Origin of the sequence: Spirillospora sp. NPDC048823, assembly GCF_043198445.1 — a bacterium.
Classification (GTDB): Bacteria; Actinomycetota; Actinomycetes; order Streptosporangiales; family Streptosporangiaceae; genus Spirillospora.
Map to the genome: position 1 here is coordinate 718,226 of NZ_JBICUT010000001.1, position 16,015 is coordinate 734,240.

Genomic DNA, 16,015 nt, shown 5'->3' on the forward strand with positions numbered 1-16,015 from the left:
TCCGACATTTCCGGGTCAGAGGGCGCGGAGGAAGGTGATCATGGCGTCGTTGACCTCGGTGGGGCGTTCCTGCTGCAGCCAGTGGCCGCAGCCCTCCAGCCAGACGGTATCGCGGAGGTTCGGCACGAAGTCGGTCATGGAGTCGATCACCTGGCGGGCGCCGACCGAGACGATGTCGCGGTCTCCGGCGATGAACAGCGCGGGCGGGCCGACCGGGGCGCGGTGCCAGGCGGCGGTGAGCTCCCAGTTGCGGTCGAGGTTGCGGTACCAGTTGACCGGGCCGGTGAAGCCGCTGCCGGCGTACTCCTCGACGTAGGCGTCGATGTCGGCGGCGGTGAGCCACCCGGGAAGCTTCTCCGGGTCCGGGAGGACGTCGAGGATCCCGCCGCCGTCGGGCGCGACCAGCGGCGGGCACGGCCCATCGCCGGACATCCCGTACAGCATCCGGCGGAAGGTTGCCGCCCGGTCGCGGTCGAACGCCGCCTCCGGGACGTCCGGCTCCTGGAAGCGGACCATGTAGAAGCCGTCGCCGAACAGGCGGCGCATGGACTCGACGGGCGGCCTGCTGCTGCGCGGGCGGTGCGGGACCGACATCCCGATCACCCCGCGCACCTTGTCCGGGCGCATCTGCGCGGTGGCCCAGGCGACGGGCGCACCCCAGTCGTGGCCGGCGACGACGGCGCGGTCGGCGCCGAGGGCGTCGATGAGCCCGATCGCGTCTCCGGTCAGGTGCAGGAGCGTGTACTCGCCGGGTTCCGCGGGGCCGCCCGTCCGGGCGTAGCCGCGCTGGTCAGGGGCGACGGCGTGGTAGCCGGCCTCGGCGAGCGCGATGAGCTGGTGACGCCAGGAGTACCAGCACTCCGGGAAGCCGTGCAGGAGCAGCACGAGGGGACCCTCGCCCGCCTCGGCGACGTGCATGCGCAGCCCGCTCTTCGACGTGACGAAGCGGTGCGTGATCTCGGTCATCGATACCCCTCGCGGCATGGGCGGACCGTGCGTGCCAACCGTAGCCGCACCGGATTTCGCCCGGGACGTGGGATGAGGAACCCGGGGTGAATACCCCTTGGCCATACCGGCGGCCATCGGATTGTGTGGCCGCGCCACATGGGACCCCGGGGCCGCGCTCCATAGGTTCTGCGCATGACGAGCGTGACGCCGCGGCCGGCCGCGGGCACTCCGGGGACGCTGGATCTGTCGGGCCGGCGCGCCCTGGTCACCGGCGGCGCGGGCGGCATCGGCCGCGCGTGCGCGCGGCGGCTGGCGGCGGCGGGTGCCAACGTGGTGGTGGCCGATATCGACGGGGAGGCGGCGGAGCGCACGGCGGCCGAGATCGGCGGGATCCCGCTGCTCGCCGACCTGGCCGACACGGAGGCGCTCGGCGGGCTGGCGACCGGCGTCGACATCCTGGTCAACAACGCGGGCATCCAGCATGTGGCCCCGGTCCACGACTTCCCGCCCGAGACGTTCGCGCGGATCATGCGGCTGATGGTGGAGGCTCCGTTCCGTCTCGCCCGGGACGCGCTGCCCGGCATGTACGAGCGGGGCTGGGGACGCGTCGTCAACATCTCGTCCGTCCATGGGCTGCGCGCGTCGCCTTTCAAGGCCGCTTATGTGACCGCCAAACACGGTCTGGAGGGGCTGTCCAAGGTGATCGCGCTGGAAGGCGCCCCACACGGCGTGACGTCCAACTGCGTCAACCCCGCGTATGTCCGGACCCCACTGGTGGAGCGGCAGATCGCCGACCAGGCGCACGCGCACGGCATGCCGCCGGACGAGGTCATCGAGCGCGTCATGCTTGAGCATGCGGCGGTGAAACGGCTGATCGAGCCGGACGAAGTAGCGGAACTCGTCGCATATCTGTGCTCGCCGCCCGCGTCGATGATGACGGGCGTGTCCCTCGGCCTCGACGGCGGCTGGACGGCGCATTGACAATGGCCCGTATGACCTGCGGCGTCTTCCTCGAACTGCTGGCCCGTGAGGCCTCACCCGTCGAGTTCGAGGGTCCCCTCGTCCAGGCGCGGGCGGAGGGCGCGCCGCCCGCCGTCCTGGCGGAGCTGGAGTCGGCCAAGCTGGCGGCGCTGCGGGTCCGGGCGGTGATGCGGCGGCACGTCCGGCGGGAGGCGGAGCTGGAGGCGCTGTTCGACACCGCCGGGGACCTGGCGGGGCTCCGCGACCTCGACGCCGTGCTGGAGGCGATCACCCGCCGCGCCCGGCGGCTCCTGAACGCCGACATCGCCTACCTGACGCTGAACGACGACGAGCGCGGCGAGACCTACATGCGGGTCACGGACGGCTCGGTGTCGGCGGCGTTCCGGAGGCTGCGGCTGCCGATGGGCACCGGGCTCGTCGGCCTGGTCGCGCAGACCGCGATGCCCTACACCAGCGCGCACTATCTCGGGGACGAGCAGTTCCAGCACCGCGGATTCATCGACGACGCGGTCGCCGAGGAGGGCATCGTCGCGATCCTGGGCGTGCCCATGCGGCTGGGCAGCCGCGTCATCGGCGTTCTGACCGCCGCGCACCGCAGCGAGCGTCCGTTCGACCCGGAGGAGGTGGCGCTGCTCGGGTCGCTGGCCGCGCACGCCGCGGTGGCGATCGACAACGCCCGCCTTCTGCAGGAGACCCGCACCGCGTTGGAGGAGCTGAGCGCGGCCAACGAGGAGGTCAAGGCGCGCAGTGCGGCCGTAGAGAGGGCGGCGCGCGCGCACGACCGCATGACCGCCGTCGTCGTTCGCGGCGGCGGCGTGGAGGACGTCGGCGCCGTCGTGACCGAGTTGCTGGGCGGCACCCTGCACGTCCTGGACGCGGACGGCCGCCAGCTCGCGACGACGGGCGCCGTGTCGGCTCCCCTCAGCGCCGACGAACTCGTCGGGGTCTCGGCGTCGGCGCACTCTGCGCGCGCGCAAGGCCGCACCGTCAGACGTGGCGATCTGTGGATCGCGTCGGTGTCCACGGGCGACGAGATGCTGGGGACGCTGGTGCTGCGCACCGCGGACGAGTTGTCGGACGCCGATCAGCGGATCCTGGAACCGGCCGCGCTCGTCACCGCGCTGCTGCTGCTGTTCCAGCGCAGCGTGACCGAGGCGGAGGGCCGGGTCCGCGGCGAACTCCTGGACGACCTGCTCTCGGGCCGCCAGACCGGGGCCGAGGCGCTCATGTCCCGCGCGCGGCGCGTGAACGTCGACCTGAGCGCCCCGCACGTGGTGCTGTGCGCGAAGTACGGGTCGCAGGAGTACCGGCAGCGGGCCGCGTTCTGGGCGTCGTCCTACGCGGCCGTGGAGCACGGTCTCGCCGCGTCCCGCGCCGAGGAGATCGTCCTGCTGCTGCCCGGCGACCGCCCGGGAGAGACGGCCCGCTGGGTCGCCAAGGAGCTGGGCGCCTCCCTCGGCGGCCCCGCCACGATCGGCGCCGCCGGCCCGGTGCGCGGTCCGGCCGATGTCGCGTCCGCCCACCGGGAGGCGCAGCGCTGCGCGGACGCCCTGCGGTCCCTCGGACGACTCGGAGACGGAGCCGACGCGACCGAACTCGGCTTCGTCGGCCTCCTGATCGGCGACGACCGGGACGTGCCGGGCTTCCTCTCCAGTGCCCTCGGCTCGGTCCTCGCTTACGACGAGCGGCGCGGCACGGCGCTCGTCCGGACGCTGGAGGCCTACTTCGGGACCGGTGGCAGCCTGTCGAGGACGGCCGGGCTCCTGCACATCCACGTCAACACCGTCAGCCAGCGCCTGGACCGCATCGCCCACCTCCTGGGCGAAGACTGGCAGACCCCCGAACGCGCCCTGGAACTCCAGCTGGCCCTCCGCCTCCACCGCCTCTCCCGCTGACCCGCGGCATGTCGCCCTTATGAGCATCGGCATAAGGGCGACACGGCGCGGGTGAACGTGCTCAGACGGGGGCGTCGACCTTTGGGGTCGCGGTCTTCTCGGTGGCGGGGTCCTGGGACGTCCGGGCGGCGATCAGGTCGCGGGCGGTGCCCCAGACACCGCGGCGGAACAGCAGGACGACCAGGATGAAGATGGCGCCGGTGATGATCCCGGTCTCCTCGAACCCGGCCGTGGCCAGGTAGTCGTGCAGTTCCACGATCAGGGCCGCGCCGATGGCGCCGCCCCACAGGGTGCCGATGCCGCCGAGGACGACCATCATCACGGCCTGCCCGGAGGTCGTCCAGTAGACGCCCTGCAGGGACGCGAAGCCGTGGCTGATGGTGAACACGCCGCCGGCGAGGCCCGACAAACCCGCGGACAGGACGAACGCGAGCAGCTTGTACCGGTCGATGCTGTATCCGAGTGCCCGCGCCCTGGCGGGGTTGTCGCGGATGGACATCAGCACTCGTCCGAACGGGGAACGGACGATGCGCCAGGCGGCGAACAGTCCGGCCAGGATGAAGGGGAGGCCCGCGTAGTAGAAGAAGAACGGGTCGGACAGGTCCAGCCCGAACAGTTCCTTGGGTATGCCTTGCAGTCCGTTCTCTCCACCGGTCGCGTCCCGCCACTGGTTGGCGACGAAGTAGACCATCTGGGCGAAGGCCAGGGTGACCATCGCGAAATAGATGCCGCGAAGCCGGACGGACAGGAAGCCGATCGGAACGGCGAGGACGGCCGCGAAGGCCGCCCCGCCCAGGACGGCGACGGGGAACGGCAGGCCGGAGTGCAGCGCGATCAGTCCCGTGGCGTACCCGGAACCGCCCCAGAAGGCGGCGTGCCCGAACGACAGCAGCCCGGTGAAGCCGAGCAGCAGGTCGACGGCGGCGGCGAACAGCGCCCAGCAGGCGATGTCCATGGCGACCGGCGGGTAGACGAACCACGGCAGGCCGAGCGCCACCAGCAGCCCGATGGCCAGCAGGACCGGACGTCCCGCGAGTTTCGACAGGATCACTTCGTCTCCTCGGCGGTCAAATCGTCGCCTCTTCGCGGCCGAACAGGCCGGCGGGGCGCCACAGCAGCACGGCGGCCATCAGGATGAACACCAGCGTCTGCGAGAGCGACGGGACGTAGTAGTTGCCGAGCGCCGACACGAGCCCGACGGCGAAGCCCGCGGCGACCGACCCGAACACCGAGCCGAGGCCGCCGATCACCACCACGGCGAAGACCGTGATGATCAGGTCGCTGCCCATCAGCGGGTTGACCGCCCGCATCGGCGCGGCGAGGACGCCGGCGAAGCCGGCCAGCGCGACACCGAACCCGAAGACGGGCGTCACCCAGCGGGCGACGTCGATGCCGAGCGCGCGGGTCAGTTCGGGCCGCTCGGTCGCCGCCCGGACGATCATCCCGACGCGGGTCCGGGTGAGGACCACCCACACCGTCCCGCACACCAGCAGGGACAGCGCGAGCACGAACACCTGGTAGGCCGGGTAGGTGAACAGTCCCAGGTCGAGGGAGCCGCGCAGCGCGGACGGGCGCGGGTACGGCTGCGACTGCACGCCGTACTGCCGTTTGACGAGGTCCTGCAGGATCAGGGCGAGGCCGAAGGTGAACAGGAAGTTGTAGAGGGGATCGAGGGGCGCCAGGCGGTGGATGAACAGCCGTTCCAGCACCACGCCCACCACGCCCAGAACGACGGGGACGAGCGGCAGCGCCAGCCAGAAGCTCACCCCGAACGAGTCGAGCAGCACGTAGGAGCCGAACGCCCCGAGCATGTAGAACGCGCCGTGGGCGAAGTTGACCACGTGCAGCATCCCGAAGATGACGGACAGGCCGAGGGCGAGCAGGGCGTAGAACGCCCCGCCCACCAGGCCGTTGAACGCCTGCTGAAGCACGTCGCGGCCCGCCTCAGAGCTTGCAGGCCGGGTCGGGCTGCTGGAACGCCTCGGCCGCCGGGATCGTCTTGACGATCTTCTCGTAGTCCCACGGCTCCTTGACCTCCCCGGCCGGCTTCACCTCCGCGACGTAGGCGTCGTGGGTGAGCAGGTGGTCGGCGGCCCGGATGGTGCCGGTGGAGGTGAAGATGTCGTCGACCTTGTGCCCTTCGAGCTGCTTGACCACCCCGTCGGACTTGTCGGTGCCGCCGCGCTGCACGGCCTCCAGGTACTGCAGCGCCGCCGAGTAGTCCGCCGCGTGGACGGACGTCGGCCGCGTCCCCGTCTTGGCCTTGAACTTGTCGGCCCAGGCGCGGTTGCCCTCGTCGGCGTTCCAGTACCAGAAGTCGGTGAACCGCGTCCCGGCCAGGGCGTCCGGGGTGAGGGAGTGGATGTCGGTGAGGAACATCAGCCCCACCGCGAGGCCCACGCCCTTGTCGCGCAGCTTGTACTCGTTGTACTGCTTCACCAGGTTGACCAGGTCACCGCCCGCCTGCATGGCGCCGAGCACGTCCGGCTTGGGGTCGAGGTTCGGGGCCTTCAGCAGGAACGTGGAGAAGTTGTCGTTGGGGAAGGGCGTCGGGTCGCTCTTCACCACCGTGCCGCCGGCCGCCTTGACGGCCTCCCCGAACGTCTTCTCCATGTCCTGCCCGAACGCGTAGTCCGGGTAGACGATGTACCAGTTCTCGGCGCCGTCCTGGGTCACTCCGGTGCCGGTGCCGTGGGCCAGCATGTAGCTGTTGTAGCCGTAGTGGAAGGTGTACTTGTTGCACTGCTTGCCTTCCAGCTCCGTCGTGGCGGCGCCGACGTCGATGAACACCTTCTTCTTCGTCTTGGCGACGTTGGCGACGGCGAGCGCGGCCGACGACGTCGGCACGTCCACGATCAGGTCGGCCTGCCGCCGGTCGTAGAGCTCCTGCGCCTTGGAGTTGGCGATCTCCGGCTTGTTCTGGTGGTCGGCGGAGATGACCTCGATCTTGCCGGTCACCGCCTTGTCGCCGTACTTGGCCTTGAAGTCGGCCACGGCCATCTTCACCGCCTCGACGGCGTTCTTGCCCGACAGGTCGGCGTACACGCCCGACTGGTCGGTCAGCACCGCGAGGACGACCTTGTCGTCGCTGATCTTGCCGCCGCCTCCGCCGGGACCGCCCCCGCATGCGGCCAGCATCATTCCGGCGGTCGCGAGCGCGGCCGAACGTCCGAGAAGTCTCATCAGGGCTCTCCTAGATTCCGAGGTACTGCAGGAGTTCGTTCTCGCGGGCGAGGACCTCGTCGTTGTCCATGGACTCGACGATCCGGCCCTCGGCGAGCAGGTGGTGGCGGTCGGCGACGGTGGCGGCGAAGTGGACGTTCTGCTCGATGAGCAGGACGGTCACCCCCGCGGCCTTGACCTCGCGGAGGATCTCGCCGATCTGGGCGACGATCAGCGGCGACAGGCCCTCGGTGGGCTCGTCGCACAGCAGCAGCCGGGCACCCGTCCGCAGCACCCTGGCCAGCGCGAGCATCTGCTGCTCGCCGCCCGACAGCTTCGTCCCGGGGAACCGGCGCCGCTCACGCAGCTTCGGGAACGTCTCGTACACCCGCTCCAGCGGCCACGGATCCTTGCCCGTGACCGGGGGCAGCGTGAGGTTCTCCTCCACCGAGAGGGTGGCGAAGACGCCGCGGTCGTCCGGGACGTAGCCGAGGCCGCGGCGGCTGCGCTTGTGCGGGCTCAGCGCGGAGATGTCCTCGTCCAGGAACCGCACCGTCCCGGTCACTTCCTGGTGGAGCCCCATCAGGCTGCGCAAGAGGGTGGTCTTGCCGGCGCCGTTGCGCCCGACGAGAGTGACGATCTCGCCCTCGCCCACGTCCAGCGACACATCGCGCAGTGCCTGCGCCTCGCCGTACCAGGCGGACAGTCCGTCAACGCTCAGCATTGGAGTCTCCGAGGTAGGCGGTGACCACGCGGGGGTCGTGACGGATCTCGGCGTAAGGGCCCTCGACGAGGACCTGTCCGTGCTGAAGCACCGTGACCTGGTCGGCGAGGCTGGAGACGACGCTCATGTTGTGCTCGACCAGCACCACCGTGCGGCCCTCCCTCACGCGCTGGATGAGCGCGACGGTGCGGTCGACGTCCTCCACGCCCATGCCGGCGGTCGGCTCGTCGAGCAGCAGCACCTTCGGGTCGAGCGCAAGGGCCAGGGCCAGTTCGAGTGCCCGTTTGCGCCCGTACGCCAGGGAGCCCGCGGGAGTCTCGCCGTGCTCGCCCAGGCCGACCTGTTCGAGCAGTTCGGCCGCGCGCCCGGAGAAGCGTGCGAGCGCGCCGTCCGACCGCCAGAACCGCCAGCCGAGCCCGGTGCGTCCCGCCAAGGCCAGCTCCACGTGCTGCCTGGGGGTCAGCTCGGCGAACAGGCTCGTGATCTGGAACGACCGGGCGAGCCCGAGCCGCGCGATCCGTTCCGGTCTCCGCCCGGCCAGCTCGTGATCGCCGAGCCGGACACTGCCCGCCGTCGGCTTCAGGAACCCGGTCAGCAGGTTGAACAGCGTCGTCTTGCCGGCACCGTTGGGGCCCACCAGCGCGTGGACCGCACCCTCGGCGATGTCAAGGTCCACGCCGTCGACGGCCCGGAAGCCGCGGAACTCCCGGATCAGCCCGCGCGCCTGCAGAACCGGGCCCTTCGGGACGGGGTCGCCCATTCGCCCTCCTAGCGCTCGTCCAGGTGGCCCGAGCCACACTCGGGCCGCCGTGACCGGGAACGCTAGGTGGCGCCCGAACGCCGGACCATGTGAGCGGAACCCATATTGGGACCCTTGAACACGGGTGTGACCCACATCACTCGCAGGTCGCGACCATCGGCACATGGCGGGCATCGCCGATATGTGGTCTCACCACGTGGCGGCAGCTCAACGCGGCGGCCCTGCGGCTTTCGCTCCCGAACCGGAACACGGCCCGGCCGGGCCATCGCCAGACCCGCCGAGGGCTCAGAGCTTGGTGCTCGTCCAGGCGAGCAGGTCGCCGGCCGGAAGGGTGTTGACGATCTGGGACGCGGGGACGGCGCAGCGGGCGGCGCGTTCGCAGCCGAAGGGCTGCCAGTCGAGCTGACCGGGGGCGTGGGCGTCGGAGTCGATGGAGAAGCGGCAGCCCGCCTCGACGGCGAGGCGCAGGAGGCGCTTGGGCGGGTCGAGGCGTTCCGGCCGGGAGTTGATCTCCACGGCGACGTCGTAGGCGGCGCAGGCGTCGAAGACGAGGGCGGCGTCGAACTCCGATTCGGGGCGCAGCCCGCCGCGTTTGCCGCCGGCCTTGACGATGCGTCCGGTGCAGTGGCCGAGGACGTTCACACGCGGGTTCGCGATCGCGGCGACCATGCGTTTCGTCATGGCGACGCGGTCCATGCGGAGTTTCGAATGGACGCTGGCGACGACGACGTCCAGCCGGTCGAGGAGCGCCGGGTCCTGGTCGAGGGTTCCGTCCTCCAGGATGTCGACCTCGATGCCGGTGAGGATGCGAAACGGCGCCAGGTCCTCGTTGAGTTCGGCCACGACGTCGAGCTGGCGGCGGAGGCGGTCGGCGGACAGGCCGCCGGCGACCTTGAGCCGTGGCGAATGGTCGGTGAGGGCGAGGTACTCGTGGCCCAGGGCGCGGGCCGTTTCGGCCATCTCCCGGATCGGGGATCCGCCGTCCGACCAGTCGCTGTGGGTGTGCAGATCGCCTTTCAGCGCGGCGCGGAGGGCGGCGGCGGCCTCGTCCAGCGGCTCGCCGTCGGTGGCCTCCAGCCGGCGCAGGTAGACGGGCGTCTCACCGCGCATCGCCTCCTCGATCACCAGAGCGGTGACCTTGCCGATGCCGGGCAGCGCGGTCAGCGTGCCCTCGCGGGCACGGGCGGCGAGTTCGTCCGGGGGCGTCTTCCCGGCGAGGTCGGCGGCGGTGCGGAACGCCCGCACGCGGTAGGTCGGCTCATGGGCGCGCTCCAGCAGGAACGCGATACGGCGCAGCGCTTCGACGGGCTCCACGCATCGCACGGTACCCAGGTATGACAGGACGTGTCCCACCACGGTGTCATCCGGGGTGGTCGTCCGGTCTCTAGCCTGGTCGTCATGGCCGGGGGCAAGTCCGAGGACGAGCCGAACCTCCGGCGCCCATGGCCGCCGGGCATCGAGTACACCGAGGGCGGGGCCTGCGCCGCGTCGCCGAACTTCGTCCCGAGGTGGTCCTGATGGACGTCCGGATGCCGGTCATGGACGGGCTGGAGGCGACCCGCCGGCTCCTCACGGGCGCCGGCGCCGCCGCCGATGGCGACGCACCGAGGATCCTCATGCTCACCACGTTCGACCTGGACGACTACGTCTACGAGGCGCTGCGGGCTGGGGCCAGCGGGTTCCTGCTGAAGGACGCGTCCGCGACGGAGCTGGCGGACGCGGTGCGGGTCGTGGCGGCGGGCGACGCGCTGCTGTCACCGTCGATCACCCGGCGGCTCATCGCGGAGTTCTCCCGGCTGGGCGGGCGGAGGGCGCCGTCCCGCAAGCGGCTGGACGAGCTGACCGAGCGGGAGACCGAGGTGCTGACGCTGGTCGCGCGCGGGTTGTCCAACGGCGAGATCGCCGGGGAACTCGTCGTCGCCGAACAGACCGTCAAGACGCATTTCGGGCGGATCCTGATGAAGCTCGGGCTGCGCGACCGCCCGCAGGCGATCGTCTACGCCTACGAGGTGGGGCTGGTCCGTCCCGGCGACTGATACCCGGGTCTGACGGCGGCGGCCCCGGCGGTCGCGGCCGTCTGGAAACGGCTCGGCCTGTGGGGCGCCGCCCTGCTCGTCGCCGCGACCGCCGCGATCGACCTCGGCCGCTTCGCCCTCGACACGCCCGGGTGGACGGGCTGGGCCACCGTCCTCACCGGCTGGGCTCGTGCCGTTCTACCTCGGCGCCGGCTGGGCGGACGGGGCACTCGGCTCCCGCCGGGCCGGGTTCGCCCTGCTGGGCGGGGGGCGGCGCGGCGACCGCCCTGCTGATCCTCTTCGCGGGATATCCGGCGAGCATGGTCGGCGTGCCGGGCGCGGCGGTGTCCAACCTCAGCCCTCCCACGCTGGCGGCGGTCGCCTTCGGCCTCGCCCAGACCGGCCTGGCCCTGCTGCTGCACGGACCGCTGGCCGCCTGGACGCGACGCGCCCGGATCCGCTCGGTGGTCCGCGCCGCCAACCGTTCCGCCATGACGATCTTCCTGTGGCACCAGACGGCGCTGCCGGCCGTCACCGCGGGATCGCTGCTCGCGTTCGGCGGCCTGCCGGGGCTGCACACCGCACCCGACCGGCCCGCGTGGATCGCGGAACGGCTGCCCTGGCTGGCGGTCTGCGCCGTCGCGCTCGCCGCGCTATGGGCCCTGGTCCGCGACTTCGAACGCCCGCGCCGCCCCGCGCGTGACGCGGACCACACGACGAACATGATCCCGGGCCCGTACATCTCATGAAGAGTCCCCCGCAGCCGGGTACCCGCCTCCGTCCGCCAGGCGATCTTGGATGGTAGAAAGACGAGGATGCCGCCACGCAAGACGATCTCGCCGCGCGCCCGACGGCTCCGAAGGGCCCTGGCCTGCGCCGCGTCCATCTCGGGCGTCATGCTGACGACGGCCGGGACCGGTCACGCCGACCCCTACGCCCCGCCCGCCGACCTCCCCGAGATGGCGCCCTCGACGCTGGACGTCCGGTACACCGCCGAACGCCGGTCCATCGAGAAGGCACTCGAAACGGCACAGGAGATAGGCGACGCCGACCGCATGCGGGCCCTCGGCGCGTTCCTCCGGCCGGGACGCCGCTTCCTGCGCTTCGACCCGCGCGGCGGCGGACGGGCCGTCGAGGTCATCGGCGACCTCACCAGGGCACGGCGGGTCGCGGTCCTCGTCCCCGGCGCCGACACCACACTGACGGCGTTCGACGAGCGCGGCGACAAACCGTGGTCGACCCCCGGCGGAGGGGCACGCGCCGTCTACGCGCAGGCCCTCGCCGAGTCACCGCGTCCGGAGCTGGCGGTCGTGGCGTGGCTCGGATACGCGGCCCCGGAAACGTTCAGCAGCGACGTCATCACCGGCGACCGCGCCGACGAAGGAGCCGAGCGGCTGCGGCGCTTCCTGAAGGGCGTGCACAAGGTCAACCCGTCCGCCGGCGTCGGCCTGCTCTGCCACAGCTACGGCTCGGTGGTCTGCGGCCGCGCGGCACTGGACGGTCCAGGCGGACCCGCCTGGCGGCAGGTCACCGACATCGCCCTCTACGGCAGCCCCGGCACGACGGCGTGGTCGGCCGCGAGACTGAGCGGCGCCGCGCGGATCTGGGCCGGGCGGGGGGCGTCCGACTGGATGGAGGACGTCCCGCACGTCCGCATCCTCGGCCTCGGCCTCGGCCCCGACCCGGTCTCGTCCTCGTTCGGCGCCCGGGTCTTCGACGCCGGAACCGGCGGCCACAGCGACTACCTCGAACCGGGTACGACGTCGCTGCGGAATCTCACCGGCATCGCGCTCGGGGAGGCCTCCGATGTCACTCCGGGATGACACCGGTTACTTACTTTGGGACGGGTCACCTCCGGGGTGGTGGCACTCTGGGGTTGTGGACACCGCGAGCGAGGCCGAGATCCGGGAGCAGACCACCCAGCGCCTGGAGAAGGCGATGGGGACGTTCGGCACCGCGGCCTTGAGCAGCATGGAGGAGCATCTTCCCTGGTTCCGGCGCATGCCCGCCGACCAGCGCTCCTGGATCGGCCTCGTCGCCCAGGCGGGCATCGCGGCGTTCGTCGAGTGGTTCAAGAACAACGAGCAGACCCGTCCGGCCATCGCGGGCGAGGTGTTCGGCACCGCGCCGCGCGAGCTGCTCCGCGCCATCAAGCTCCATCACACGATCGACATGATCCGCGTCATCATCGACGTGGTGGAGACCCGGCTCGGCGAGCTGGCCGCCCCCGGCGGGGAGGCCCAGCTGCGCGAGGCCATCCTGCGCTACACACGCGACGTGGCCTTCGGCGCCGCCCAGGTGTACGCGCGCGCCGCCGAGACGCGCGCCGCCTGGGACGCGCGGCTGGAGGCCCTGGTCGTCAACGCGGTGCTGCGCGGCGAGGTCGACGACGGCATGCACTCCTGGGCCGCGGCCCTCGGCTGGACGTCCAAGCCCGTCACCGTCATCGCCGGGTTCACGCCGGAGGACGAGGAGCCCGAGGTCACCATCGACCAGATGCAGCTGGCGGCACGCCGCGCGCGCGCCGACGTGCTGGCCGGCGTCCAAGGGCGCCGGGTCATCGTCATCGTCGGCGGCGACACCGACCCCTTGGAGGCGGCGCGTCCCATCGCCGCCAAGTGCGGTCCGGGCCCGGTCGTCGTCGGCCCGCAGGTCGCCGACCTCTACGACTCCACCCGCTCCGCGCAGGCCGCCGTGGCCGGGCTCCGCGCCGCCGCCGGCTGGCCGGACGCGCCCCGTCCCGTCCCGGCGACGGAACTGCTGCCCGAACGCGCCCTGGACGGCGACGACGATGCGCGCCGCCACCTGGTGGACAACGTCTATAACCCGATGCTCGCCGCGGGCGCCCCGCTCCTCGACACCCTCACCACCTACCTCGAACAGGGCTCGTCGCTCGAGGCCACCGCGCGCCTGCTGTTCGTCCACCCCAACACGGTCCGCTACCGCCTCCGCCGCGTCAGCGAACTGACCGGCCTGGCCCCCACCGACGGCCGCAACGCCTTCACCCTCCGCATGGCCCTGGTCCTGGGCCGCTTCCAAGCCCGCTCCGCCCACGGCTGAACCCGGCTGCGGGGTTCGCCCCAGAAAGACCCCAGCTTGTAGGTGTCGTACAAAGGGCCTCGACCAAAGTTCGTGGTGATCCGCATCGTGGTCGGAGGGGCGTTGGCGGCAGGCTGGAGGCTGTGATTCTCCTCGCATCGCCCGGCCAGGGCGCCCAAACCCCCGGCTTTCTGCAGCCATGGCTAGAGATACCCGGAGTCGCCGACCGTCTCGCCTGGTGGTCGGCCGTCACCGGGCTCGACCTGGTCCGGTACGGAACGGAGGCCGACGCCGAGGAGATCCGTGACACCGCCGTGGCGCAGCCGCTGCTGGTCGCCGCCGCGCTCGCCGCCTACGAGGTCCTCTACGAGGACGGCGCCCGCGAAGACCGGGGGCCGGACGCCGTCGCCGGGCACAGCGTCGGGGAACTGGCCGCCGCCGCGATCGCCGGGGTGCTGAGCCCCGAGGCCGCGCTGGTCCTCGTCCGGGAGCGGGGACGGGCGATGGCCGAGGCCGCCGCCGTCACCGAGACGGGGATGACCGCCGTGCTCGGCGGCGACACCGACGAGGTCCTCGCCTCCATCGACAAGCACGGCCTCACCCCCGCCAACGTCAACGGCGCCGGGCAGATCGTCGCCGCCGGGACGATGGAGAAGCTCGCCGAGTTCGCGAACGAGCCGCCCGCCAAGGCGCGGCTGCGCGCGCTGTCGGTCGCCGGGGCGTTCCACACCGAGCACATGGCGCCCGCCGTCGACACGCTCCGCCGCCTCGCGCCCGGCGCACCCGTCGCCGACCCGCGGACGCGGCTGCTGCAGAACCGCGACGGCGCCGTCGTCGAGTCCGGGGCCGGCTTCGTGGAGCGGCTCGTCGAGCAGGTCAGCGCCCCCGTCCGCTGGGACGCCTGCATGGACACCATGCGGGAGATCGGCGTCACCGCGATCATCGAACTGCCGCCCGCCGGGACGCTGACCGGGCTCGCCCGCCGCGAACTGAGCGGAGTCGAGCGGGTCGCCCTCAAGACCCCCGAGGACCTGGACAAGGCCCGCGAGCTGATCAAGGCGGACGCGGCATGAGCGCACTGAGCATCCCCGCGGCGACGCCCGGCGCCCGCATCCTGGCCTTCGGCGACTACCGGCCCGCCCGGATCGTCACCAACGACGAGATCGCGCAGACCGTCGACACCGACGACGAGTGGATCCGCAGCCGCGTCGGCATCGCCGAACGCCGCATCGCCGGCGACGACGAGGGCATCGTCGAGCTGGGCGTGCATGCGGGCGGCAAGGCCCTGGCGGGCAGCGGCCTGGCCCCGTCCGACATCGACCTCGTGATCCTGGCCACATGCTCGGCGGAGTCGCCGATGCCCGGCCACGCCCCGCAGGTCGCACACCGCCTCGGCATCGACGCGCCCGGCGCGTTCGACATCAACGCCGCCTGCGCCGGCTTCTGCTACGCCCTCGCCACCGCGAGCGCCGCGGTCCAGGCGGGCAGCGCGCGCAACGTGCTCGTCATCGGCTCGGAGAAGATGTCCCAGTGGATCGACTGGACCGACCGCTCCACCTGCATCATCTTCGCGGACGGGGCGGGCGCGGCGGTCGTGTCCGGCAGTGACTCCCCCGGCATCGGCCCGGTCGTGTGGGGCAGCGCCGGCGACAAGTACGACAAGATCATCATCGAGGACCGGCGCTCGTTCATCCGGCAGGAGGGGCAGGCGGTGTTCCGCTGGGCGACCACCGCCATCGCCCCGGTCGCGGCCGAGGCCTGCGAACGCGCCGGGATCAAGCCGGCGGACCTCGCCGCCGTCGTCCCGCACCAGGCCAACCTGCGGATCATCGAGGCGATCGCCCGCAAGGTGAAGGCCACCAACGCCGTCGTGGCCGACGACATCGTCCAGTCCGGCAACACCTCGGGGGCCTCCATCCCGCTGGCCCTCTCCCGCATGATCGAACGCGGCGACGTGCCGTCCGGAGCCCCCGCCCTGCTGGTCGGGTTCGGTGCCGGACTGTCCTACGCTGCCCAAGTCATCCAGATCCCGTAGGCCGTCACGCCTGCTCGCAGGCTCTGGACCAACCCACCGAAGGAGAACGCGGAACCATGGCAGTCGCCACCGAACAGCAGATCCTGGACGGCCTCGCCGAGATCATCGACGACATCGTCGGCATCGACAAGTCCGAGGTGACCCCGGACAAGAACTTCATCGACGACCTCGACATCGACTCGCTGTCGATGGTGGAGATCGCCGTGGCCGCGCAGGACCAGTTCGGCGTCGAGATCCCCGACGACGAGCTGCGCAACCTGAAGACGGTCAAGGACGTCATCAACTTCGTTCAGAACCTCCAGACCGCGTCCAAGAGCTAGAACGCGGGGACGGCGCGCCGCCCGACCCGGCCCGGCCCGGACGGCGGCGCGCCCCGCCCCCAACCCCCCCGCCGCCACGAGCCCCAGCACAGAGCAACAGCCACACCCCAGGAGGCGGGGCGGGGCTCGGGGGCAC

At 71.9% G+C, this 16,015-nt stretch carries 16 protein-coding genes; 9 read left to right on the plus strand and 7 right to left on the minus strand.

Going from position 1 to position 16,015, the window contains the following annotated elements; translation table 11 throughout:
* Positions 1 to 15: 15 nt before the first annotated feature.
* Positions 16 to 966, minus strand: a complete 951-nt coding sequence (locus tag ACGFK0_RS03130) for an alpha/beta fold hydrolase (RefSeq protein WP_392899257.1) — start codon at positions 964 to 966, stop codon at positions 16 to 18.
* 174 nt (positions 967 to 1,140) lie between these two features.
* Between ACGFK0_RS03130 and ACGFK0_RS03135 the strand changes: the two genes are divergently transcribed.
* Positions 1,141 to 1,929: a 3-hydroxybutyrate dehydrogenase gene (locus ACGFK0_RS03135; protein WP_392899261.1), complete on the plus strand. Its 789-nt coding sequence runs from the start codon at positions 1,141 to 1,143 to the stop codon at positions 1,927 to 1,929.
* 11 nt (positions 1,930 to 1,940) lie between these two features.
* Positions 1,941 to 3,824, plus strand: coding sequence for a helix-turn-helix domain-containing protein (locus ACGFK0_RS03140; RefSeq protein WP_392899263.1), 1,884 nt, complete (start codon positions 1,941 to 1,943; stop codon positions 3,822 to 3,824).
* A gap of 61 nt (positions 3,825 to 3,885) precedes the next feature.
* Here ACGFK0_RS03140 and ACGFK0_RS03145 read toward each other — a convergent pair whose 3' ends face one another.
* The 6 genes from ACGFK0_RS03145 to ACGFK0_RS03170 all read right to left on the minus strand — a co-directional run bounded on the left by ACGFK0_RS03145 (position 3,886) and on the right by ACGFK0_RS03170 (position 9,784).
* Entirely contained in the window at positions 3,886 to 4,875 is a 990-nt protein-coding gene (locus ACGFK0_RS03145) for a branched-chain amino acid ABC transporter permease (RefSeq protein WP_392899265.1), read from the minus strand.
* Positions 4,876 to 4,891: 16 nt separating this feature from the next.
* Positions 4,892 to 5,755 carry a branched-chain amino acid ABC transporter permease gene (locus ACGFK0_RS03150; RefSeq protein WP_392899268.1) on the minus strand — a complete coding sequence of 288 codons (864 nt, stop codon included), beginning with the start codon at positions 5,753 to 5,755 and terminating at the stop codon, positions 4,892 to 4,894.
* A 13-nt stretch (positions 5,756 to 5,768) separates the two neighbouring features.
* Positions 5,769 to 7,007 (minus strand): ABC transporter substrate-binding protein, encoded by a 1,239-nt coding sequence (locus ACGFK0_RS03155; RefSeq protein ID WP_392899271.1) that lies wholly within the window; start codon positions 7,005 to 7,007, stop codon positions 5,769 to 5,771.
* A 10-nt stretch (positions 7,008 to 7,017) separates the two neighbouring features.
* The gene (locus tag ACGFK0_RS03160) at positions 7,018 to 7,710 is read right to left on the minus strand and encodes an ABC transporter ATP-binding protein (RefSeq protein WP_392899274.1); all 693 of its coding nucleotides are present in this window, start codon (positions 7,708 to 7,710) and stop codon (positions 7,018 to 7,020) included.
* On the minus strand, positions 7,697 to 8,470 hold the full coding sequence (locus ACGFK0_RS03165) for an ABC transporter ATP-binding protein (RefSeq protein ID WP_392899277.1): 774 nt from the start codon (positions 8,468 to 8,470) through the stop codon (positions 7,697 to 7,699). Before ACGFK0_RS03165 ends, ACGFK0_RS03160 begins: the two co-directional genes overlap by 14 nt.
* Positions 8,471 to 8,755: 285 nt before the next feature.
* Positions 8,756 to 9,784, minus strand: a complete 1,029-nt coding sequence (locus ACGFK0_RS03170; RefSeq protein WP_392899280.1) for a PHP domain-containing protein — start codon at positions 9,782 to 9,784, stop codon at positions 8,756 to 8,758.
* A 128-nt stretch (positions 9,785 to 9,912) separates the two neighbouring features.
* On the opposite strand from ACGFK0_RS03170, the gene ACGFK0_RS03175 reads away from it, so the two are divergent.
* The 7 genes from ACGFK0_RS03175 to ACGFK0_RS03205 all read left to right on the plus strand — a co-directional run bounded on the left by ACGFK0_RS03175 (position 9,913) and on the right by ACGFK0_RS03205 (position 15,879).
* Positions 9,913 to 10,506 (plus strand): LuxR C-terminal-related transcriptional regulator, encoded by a 594-nt coding sequence (locus ACGFK0_RS03175; RefSeq protein WP_392899283.1) that lies wholly within the window; start codon positions 9,913 to 9,915, stop codon positions 10,504 to 10,506.
* A 299-nt stretch (positions 10,507 to 10,805) separates the two neighbouring features.
* Positions 10,806 to 11,234: a hypothetical protein gene (locus tag ACGFK0_RS03180; RefSeq protein ID WP_392899286.1), complete on the plus strand. Its 429-nt coding sequence runs from the start codon at positions 10,806 to 10,808 to the stop codon at positions 11,232 to 11,234.
* Between the two features lie 66 nt (positions 11,235 to 11,300).
* The gene (locus ACGFK0_RS03185; RefSeq protein ID WP_392899287.1) at positions 11,301 to 12,308 is read left to right on the plus strand and encodes an alpha/beta hydrolase; all 1,008 of its coding nucleotides are present in this window, start codon (positions 11,301 to 11,303) and stop codon (positions 12,306 to 12,308) included.
* A 55-nt stretch (positions 12,309 to 12,363) separates the two neighbouring features.
* Entirely contained in the window at positions 12,364 to 13,545 is a 1,182-nt protein-coding gene (locus ACGFK0_RS03190) for a PucR family transcriptional regulator (protein ID WP_392899290.1), read from the plus strand.
* A 122-nt stretch (positions 13,546 to 13,667) separates the two neighbouring features.
* The gene (locus ACGFK0_RS03195) at positions 13,668 to 14,597 is read left to right on the plus strand and encodes an ACP S-malonyltransferase (protein WP_392899292.1); all 930 of its coding nucleotides are present in this window, start codon (positions 13,668 to 13,670) and stop codon (positions 14,595 to 14,597) included.
* Complete coding sequence (locus ACGFK0_RS03200) at positions 14,594 to 15,559, plus strand: beta-ketoacyl-ACP synthase III (protein WP_392899294.1); 966 nt, start codon at positions 14,594 to 14,596, stop codon at positions 15,557 to 15,559. The genes ACGFK0_RS03195 and ACGFK0_RS03200 overlap by 4 nt, the downstream gene beginning before the upstream one ends.
* Positions 15,560 to 15,615: 56 nt before the next feature.
* On the plus strand, positions 15,616 to 15,879 hold the full coding sequence (locus ACGFK0_RS03205) for an acyl carrier protein (RefSeq protein ID WP_392899296.1): 264 nt from the start codon (positions 15,616 to 15,618) through the stop codon (positions 15,877 to 15,879).
* Positions 15,880 to 16,015: the final 136 nt, after the last annotated feature.

Excerpts from the sequence above, each read along its gene's own strand:
- ACGFK0_RS03185 (WP_392899287.1), top strand. The coding sequence starts at position 11,301 with ATGCCGCCACGCAAGACGATCTCGCCGCGCGCCCGACGGCTCCGAAGG.
- ACGFK0_RS03160 (WP_392899274.1), bottom strand. The coding sequence starts at position 7,710 with ATGCTGAGCGTTGACGGACTGTCCGCCTGGTACGGCGAGGCGCAGGCA.
- ACGFK0_RS03140 (WP_392899263.1), top strand. The coding sequence starts at position 1,941 with ATGACCTGCGGCGTCTTCCTCGAACTGCTGGCCCGTGAGGCCTCACCC.
- ACGFK0_RS03135 (WP_392899261.1), top strand. The coding sequence starts at position 1,141 with ATGACGAGCGTGACGCCGCGGCCGGCCGCGGGCACTCCGGGGACGCTG.
- ACGFK0_RS03205 (WP_392899296.1), top strand. The coding sequence starts at position 15,616 with ATGGCAGTCGCCACCGAACAGCAGATCCTGGACGGCCTCGCCGAGATC.
- ACGFK0_RS03165 (WP_392899277.1), bottom strand. The coding sequence starts at position 8,470 with ATGGGCGACCCCGTCCCGAAGGGCCCGGTTCTGCAGGCGCGCGGGCTG.
- ACGFK0_RS03155 (WP_392899271.1), bottom strand. The coding sequence starts at position 7,007 with ATGAGACTTCTCGGACGTTCGGCCGCGCTCGCGACCGCCGGAATGATG.
- ACGFK0_RS03175 (WP_392899283.1), top strand. The coding sequence starts at position 9,913 with ATGGCCGCCGGGCATCGAGTACACCGAGGGCGGGGCCTGCGCCGCGTC.
- ACGFK0_RS03200 (WP_392899294.1), top strand. The coding sequence starts at position 14,594 with ATGAGCGCACTGAGCATCCCCGCGGCGACGCCCGGCGCCCGCATCCTG.
- ACGFK0_RS03180 (WP_392899286.1), top strand. The coding sequence starts at position 10,806 with ATGGTCGGCGTGCCGGGCGCGGCGGTGTCCAACCTCAGCCCTCCCACG.
- ACGFK0_RS03130 (WP_392899257.1), bottom strand. The coding sequence starts at position 966 with ATGACCGAGATCACGCACCGCTTCGTCACGTCGAAGAGCGGGCTGCGC.